The organism is Porphyromonas somerae DSM 23386 (genome assembly GCF_000372405.1).
Classification (GTDB): domain Bacteria; phylum Bacteroidota; class Bacteroidia; order Bacteroidales; family Porphyromonadaceae; genus Porphyromonas_A; species Porphyromonas_A somerae.
Genome location: NZ_AQVC01000068.1, coordinates 1 through 6,729, shown reverse-complemented (window position 1 = coordinate 6,729; position 6,729 = coordinate 1). Strand labels below are relative to the sequence as shown.

Here is a 6,729-nt window from a genome sequence, read left to right as displayed (position 1 = left end):
AAGGCCTCACATGAGTCTCGACTATAAGACACCTGTTGAAGCCTCAAAGTGCAAAGGGAAAATCCCCAAGAGGTGGAAAAGCTATAGAGAGGAGTACCTTGAAAATCAAAAAATAGGATAGGTGCCCAAGTTTTGGTACCTTTAGTCCTGTGAGGGGTTTCCTTCCGGGCTACGCCCTCCAGTCAACCCCTCACAGGACTAAAGGCTAGAAAGTCAACATAAAGCAGGATTAATAACAACGTAACATTAACCGAGTCAACCTTTTTCAGGAAACCACAAGGATTAATCTGATGCGGTTGTCCGACCCGCAAGGGGTCGTGGGATAGGGGGGGATGACCGTTGATCCCCCGGTCGTTCGGGGGCCTAGCCCCCTCCGACTCGGGGGCTAGGATCCGTCGCACCTCTGCCGAGGTGCTTACTCGTAGACAACCCGCTAAAGATCATACGATAAGACCTTTCTAATGCTTACCCCTGCCACGTAATTAGAGGGTGCTACAATCTATATTGATCCATATTAAGGATGTTGGGTTTTGAGTGCGTCTTCATCTTTCCAAAGTAGTAGGAGATAGAGAAGCTTACTGACGGGAAGGCGGTATCTTCAAAATAGAGCACTTTGAGGTTGCGGTCTTGTCTGTACTCGTTCTCTGTGCGAGATATCCGAATCGGGTTGCTAATGGCAAGTGAAAAATCCCAATCACTCCCGCTTGGTTGGTACCTCATATCTATCTTGCTCGTTAGTCTTTTCCCTACCAACACATCTTGCATCATCCAACTGTGTGCATAGGATATCCCAGCGTTAAGTTGTAGACCTGAAGCAAGGGTAAAAGTGTTATTAAAACCAGCGTACGGCTGTGTATGTCGTTTCAGCCAAATTGCTTTTGGGTGATATTGAAAGGCCACTCCTACCTCTGCGGAAGTATACCACCAGGGGGTAATATTTCCTGAGTATGTAATGTTGCCAGTCCACTTGTGTTGGGTAGGCATGTTTCTATTGGTGACAATGACGATTGGTGCTTCGTAGAAGTAACTATTTTGTAAGTAATCATTGGTGATAGAGTAGCTGAGTCCTAAACCTAATGACTTCCAGTAATAGTCTAATCCAAATGAATGGGTAGAGGCGGGGCGTAGTTCAGGGTTGCCAACGGAGTAGAGGTAGTCGTTCCTTTTTGTGCGATAGCTATTGGTAAGTTCAAATGGCGGACGGAAGAGCCATTTGGAGTACCTTAGACTGATATTGCCGTATGCTCCTGCATTATACCCAATTCTTATAGAAGGCAATAATTGCCCCACATTAAGCTTTTTATCAGCTGTGCGGGAGTAGGCATAAGTATGTTCGTATTTCAATCCTCCTGTTAAGCTCCATTCTCCTTTACTCATCTGCAGCTGGGCAAAAATAATGGCCAAATGCTCTTCGTACAAAGAGTGAGCGTCTGCGAGGGATTGCCCTTGTCCGTGGAAGCTATAGTTGGTGTTGCTTTTAGTCATCGTATATGAGGCACCAGACTCTAGAGCCCATACGGGGGTTAGCTGTGTAGATAACTGAGTCGCAGCGTAGAATTGTTGGTTGCTTTCATCGTTGATATTCTGCTCCTCCTTAATAGGGTTGCCATCGGCAGAGTAATGCAAAACATCTGTGGCAAGTGCTTTCTTCTTCATATAGAAGAGGGAGTTCAGCCAGTTGTATTTATCGTCTTTAGAGTGCCATGTATGATTGAATTCACCCGTAAAAGAGGTAGAGCTACTTTCTCCGTTAGTCAGTATGTCTTGTAGCAGGGGCGTGATTGATTGCTCTAACGCTGTAGCCGATTCATACATAGAGTTAGGAGCTCTGCGATAACTTGCCGTGCCATTAATGGAGTGTAACTCGCTGAGCTGAGCACTAGCTCCAAGGTTGAAGCTATACGCCAGGTACTTATTGCTAAGGTAATGGTTATTTTCTTTGATGACTTTGTTGTCGAAGTAGTACTCTCTTTCCACAAAGTAATGGGGATATCTCAACGAACTCACAGAGGCATTCGCAAACCCTTGCACACGAGAGTTGCCATATACGAAGCGAGCATAAAGTCCTTCATCGTGGGCAGGTTGCTTTTTCCCATTTTTAATCGCGTTGCCAGCATAGCCCAAGTCGGCAGATAGAGAGCCTGTATATCCGTTGATCTCTTTCAGTACAATATTAATATATCCCCCCCGTAATACCGCTTCCGAGATCGGCCGACTGCCCTAATTGCACTTCGATTCGCTCAATCATATCTGAGCGAAGGGCTTGCAGACGGTCATGAAGGGTGGCACCTGATAGATTGGTTTTCTGCCCATTAATACGCACTTCTGCGGGGTTGCCGTCGATTAAGAAGCTATCTCCCGACTGGCTTACCCTAGGGGTTCTTCTGAGGTAATCAATGGCATTATACCCTTTGAGTTGATACATTGGGGTATGCTTGATGTCGAACGTGAGGATTCCCTCTTTCATCCGAACTGCCCGTCTTACTGCCGTGACAGCTACTTCGTCTAATTCATTTGAGATAGAGACTTGGCGTTTCCCGAGGTCTATAATTCCATTGATCGGGGCAGGCAATAGCTCCTCAAAGAGAACCTTGCCTTGGAACGTAGCTCGAATAGCCGTCTCTTTCTCCGATAGGTCAAAGGCGACGTACCCTAGCGAGTCGGTGTAGTGTATCTGGATCGTTTCGGCATCTTTTTCTAAAGAAGCTAATGTCGTTAGCGTCACATAAGGAATGGGTTCTCCATCGGCATCAATAATGGTTCCTATAACTTGTTGTGCGTTGAGTGACGAGAAGGCACTGAGTAGCACAGATATTATTGAAAAAAAAGTGAGGTGTTTCTTCTTGTTCATATCATTCTCGGTATTCGTAGATTCAAATTACTAGTGCAATTTACTTATCATTTTCCAGCCAGACAACCATGGGGACTTTACCTCCAGGGATATAGTTAAAAGACATGCTAAACCACAGTCCATTGCATCCTGTTGCCTCAATATTCTTATTTTTCTTGAACTCCATATTTTACTTGGTCAGAAGCCCTGTGTCAGAGTGAGTGTTGTTAATCTTTTGACGAACTATGTCTATTTTTTTCCCAAAACTAAAGTTGTAGGATAACTTCAAGTATATCGTATTAGCTGTTTGATTTGATATATTCCATCTATCCATCTGTAATATAGCTCCTGGATGAGTTTTTTGCCCACTCCTATACTCCTTAACGAATAAATATTTGCCACCGATACCAATATTCAACCCAAAATTCGTTTTATAACTAACTTCTGCCACCGTTGCTTTAGGAGCCTTGATCAACCACAAGCCTTGCATATAGTTACTTGCAGATTGATACATTAGCATAGTGTGCCAGTTCTTGATGTTATAATCAATCTGAAAGAAATAGCGTAAATAGTTATTATCCCATTTATTACCTTCGTTCTGAATATGACCAAGTACGTAATTTCCCCAAGAGCTAAAACTAAGTTTTGGGTTACCAAGTGGCATGTATTTTATTTGCCAAGCGACAAGAAAGTCTGCAAGAGAATTCAGATTCTTGTATGTTTCTGCGATGTAGCTTTCTCGCTTTTCAAAAAATGGGAGGATAGCCCCTTGGGCAAAAGAATAGCTTAAATTAATAGCTGTAGTAAGATAGTTATTATAGAAGTTCCCTCCAACCGTAAACCTATGCTTGAGATAGGGCTTGAGCTCGGCATTACCGACAAAAACATATTTATAATCTTTGTAAATAGGAGTTTCCGTCAGCATTGAAATACTTGGAGGGATATTATCTATGTGATAAAAAGCAAAAAGCCCAATCCTCTTACTTGGGGTATAATAAACTCTAGCATTGGGCTTAAATGTAAAGAAGGAGAAGGATTGATTATGCTTTGGATTGCGAAAATTCACTTGCTGTAATCCTAAACTACCATATAGTTGCCATTTCCCTATGGAGATTGAGGCATCTGAATAAATATTCAATATATTAATTGAGGAAAAGGATTTGCGAGGCATAGCAACCTCTCCGATATGGAGTTCTTGATCGTTTGTGCTGAAATTATCTCGAATGCCGAATTTTAATGTCGCTTTTTCGAAGAAATGACTATATTGTAGGTCTGCAGTGGTGCTTTTCTTGAGACCATACACTTTAGAATATTCGTCAAAGAACTTTTCCCCTGTCAATTTCTCCTCAATGTAAGATGAGTTGAGCTGGGATTTATAAAGGCCTCCGCTAAAATCAAATAATAGCTCTCTTTTTTTGCCAAACCTCTTGGCTATGTACACATCCCAAGCGTAAGACTGCCACCTTATATGGCTGGGAGAGTTGGCTTTTAGAATATCTACTTCAGAGGAAATAACCTTTTGTTGATAGTTTGAAAGTTCATCATATAGAGAAAGTTTCCCAGTGGCATTAAGCTGAAGATTATTACCCCACATTTTCATTACCCCAAACTGAAAATTATGTTGTTTTTTTTCCCATGGGGACTCCATGCCAATTTTTTCTTTACTATATATTTTATTTTCATAGTTGTAGACGAGCTTTTCATCCTGACGATATATGCTGCGACTGAGTACATTGTCATAAGTCGTAGAGAAACGCCACTTATTAACATTGTAAGCTGCGGAGAAAATATTAGTGCCATCTAATCTGGTGACTGCATCTGTCAAATCTACAAATATATTACCTCCTTGTATCTCCTTTTTTGTGATAACGTTGATAACCATACTCGCTCCCATCGAAATAAAACGCGCAGGAGGATTTCTATAGACATCTACTTTAGAGATGTCTCCCTTGTCAATGACTAACAAATCTTTTTCTTCAACCTTAACTCCATTGAGTAGAATAAGTACTGAACCTCCATCTGAAGCTGTAAGTGTTCGCCATCCCGTTACTGTTAATGACGGTATGAGAGAAAGAGCCTCTAAGAATGTAGAATAATTTTTCATCTTCATAGGGTTAAACCGATAACTTTCGTGAGATGAGAGCCTATTCACCTCACTTGGACTTACAACAACTTCTCCAAGTAACTGCGAGTTGGTTCTTAGTTTAATATTCCCCACTTCTTTTTCAGAGTATTCCGCCTCATAGGGATAATAACCAATGTAAGTTACGCGCAAAATAAACTTATGGGGAACTTTGTTTAATTGCAACGAGAATAAGCCCAAAGAATCAGATACAGAGTGAGTAAGAAGGGTGCTATCTTGACTCGACAGCATTACTACTGATGCATACGGAAGGTTCTCTTCTGTGTCTGAGAGTATTTTACCTCGAACTATTTCTTGAGCATAGGAGGGAAAAGATACATTGAATAGTACAATCGAAAGTACTAGTAAATGCAGTACTTGGTATTTATTTTTTATTCCTGTATTCATAACATCAAATTCCATTTCTTACACTTGGGACACTTAGGGTCTGGTTGATTCCCATTTTCCATTCCATGAACTTTAACGACATCTACATAGCATACATGTTTAAATATTTCACCTTTACACTCAAATAGATGTTGATAGGAGTTGCACGGAGAGTTGAAGTTCCCCGAAATATTTCCGTCAAAAATAGATATGGCTTTATCGGAATTCCATATTTCTTCTAAAGTTCGTTCTTAAATGTTTCCTAAAACAAACAGAGGGTTCTTGTAAAGCATTTCACATACAGTGCAAGTGACATCACATAAAATAGATACAGACCGAACTCACGATGGTTTTTCACCAATGAGACCAATATAATCCTCCATCTCCTCGTTGGATACAGGCTTATTAGGCAAAAAGACCGCAATCTTATTGATGTATACATTTCTCATAAGCGTATAGAATTATATAGCAGTAAGTACTTATTTTTCAACTCTTCTATATCCAACTCATCTCCTATTATTGATTGGATAAACGAATCTCCATAGTATAAAGATCGAAACATAGATACGACCAGGGGTGGGTCAATGCTTTGATTCAGCTCTCTGGCAGAGAGACCTTTCTCGTAATATGTTAGCCACAATTGTGTTATTTCTTTATCCAAAGCTTTGCACCTATCATTAAACCCTTCGTAATGAAATTTGGCAGAGGATAGTAGGTTGATATACTCTGTGGAATTCACATATATAAGGGAGTTCCTTACAGAATTCATCCGCTCTTTCGTATGATTTAATTCGTTCATGATAAAGCTAAGAAATGGCTTCTCATTTGATGCAAGTTCTTCTTTCTCTAAGGAGTTAGATAGAAGTTCAAAGACGAATTTGTCAATGACCGCTCTATATAGTCCTTCTTTGTTCTTTACCTTATAGTATATAGCTCCTCTAGACAATCCGATTATTTCTTCCAAATCCGCCGTAGTGACATCCGCATACTCCTTCACCAAAAAGAGTTTGAATGCCCCTACGAGTATTTGATTTCTACGTTCTTCACTCTTACTTATCATAGTTTAGTACTACTGTAATAATATTCTTTCCGAATGCTAAGTTAGACATAAGAAATTAAACTACCAAATAAGCCGTGAAAAAGGTCAGGGGTTACGCATTAGAGGTATCCACTTAAGCTATAGTATTAATATGATTAGCTTGTACAGGACAGACGGGTAAGGACCTCGGAGAGGTCCAATTTGTTGTAGCCCCTGTGTCGGAGGGCGTAGCCCGAACGACCAGGGGAAGCAATAATTCACGTATATATTCGACCCCTTGCGGGTCGGACAATAAGGTCTAGGGCATCAAAATTAATCCTTGAATAGGTTGTCCGACCCACAAGGGGTCGT

At 40.9% G+C, this 6,729-nt stretch carries 5 protein-coding genes; all 5 read right to left on the bottom strand.

The window, feature by feature from the left end:
* Nucleotides 1-492 precede the first annotated feature (492 nt).
* On the bottom strand, nucleotides 493-1,977 hold the full coding sequence (locus tag A3GK_RS0109735; protein ID WP_155799514.1) for an outer membrane beta-barrel protein: 1,485 nt from the start codon (nucleotides 1,975-1,977) through the stop codon (nucleotides 493-495).
* Nucleotides 1,978-2,173: 196 nt separating this feature from the next.
* A complete protein-coding gene (locus A3GK_RS0109730) occupies nucleotides 2,174-2,851 on the bottom strand; it encodes a Plug domain-containing protein (RefSeq protein ID WP_018029262.1) in 678 nt (225 codons plus the stop codon).
* Between the two features lie 40 nt (nucleotides 2,852-2,891).
* Nucleotides 2,892-3,017: a hypothetical protein gene (locus A3GK_RS11740; RefSeq protein ID WP_262497907.1), complete on the bottom strand. Its 126-nt coding sequence runs from the start codon at nucleotides 3,015-3,017 to the stop codon at nucleotides 2,892-2,894.
* Nucleotides 3,018-3,020: 3 nt separating this feature from the next.
* Nucleotides 3,021-5,360 carry a TonB-dependent receptor gene (locus A3GK_RS0109725; protein WP_018029261.1) on the bottom strand — a complete coding sequence of 780 codons (2,340 nt, stop codon included), beginning with the start codon at nucleotides 5,358-5,360 and terminating at the stop codon, nucleotides 3,021-3,023.
* A 424-nt stretch (nucleotides 5,361-5,784) separates the two neighbouring features.
* The gene (locus A3GK_RS0109715; protein ID WP_018029259.1) at nucleotides 5,785-6,399 is read right to left on the bottom strand and encodes a TetR/AcrR family transcriptional regulator; all 615 of its coding nucleotides are present in this window, start codon (nucleotides 6,397-6,399) and stop codon (nucleotides 5,785-5,787) included.
* Nucleotides 6,400-6,729: the final 330 nt, after the last annotated feature.

Bases quoted from the DNA above. Each gene is read 5' to 3' on its own strand.
- A3GK_RS0109730 (WP_018029262.1), bottom strand. From the start codon at position 2,851: ATGAACAAGAAGAAACACCTCACTTTTTTTTCAATAATATCTGTGCTA.
- A3GK_RS0109715 (WP_018029259.1), bottom strand. From the start codon at position 6,399: ATGATAAGTAAGAGTGAAGAACGTAGAAATCAAATACTCGTAGGGGCA.
- A3GK_RS11740 (WP_262497907.1), bottom strand. From the start codon at position 3,017: ATGGAGTTCAAGAAAAATAAGAATATTGAGGCAACAGGATGCAATGGA.
- A3GK_RS0109725 (WP_018029261.1), bottom strand. From the start codon at position 5,360: ATGAATACAGGAATAAAAAATAAATACCAAGTACTGCATTTACTAGTA.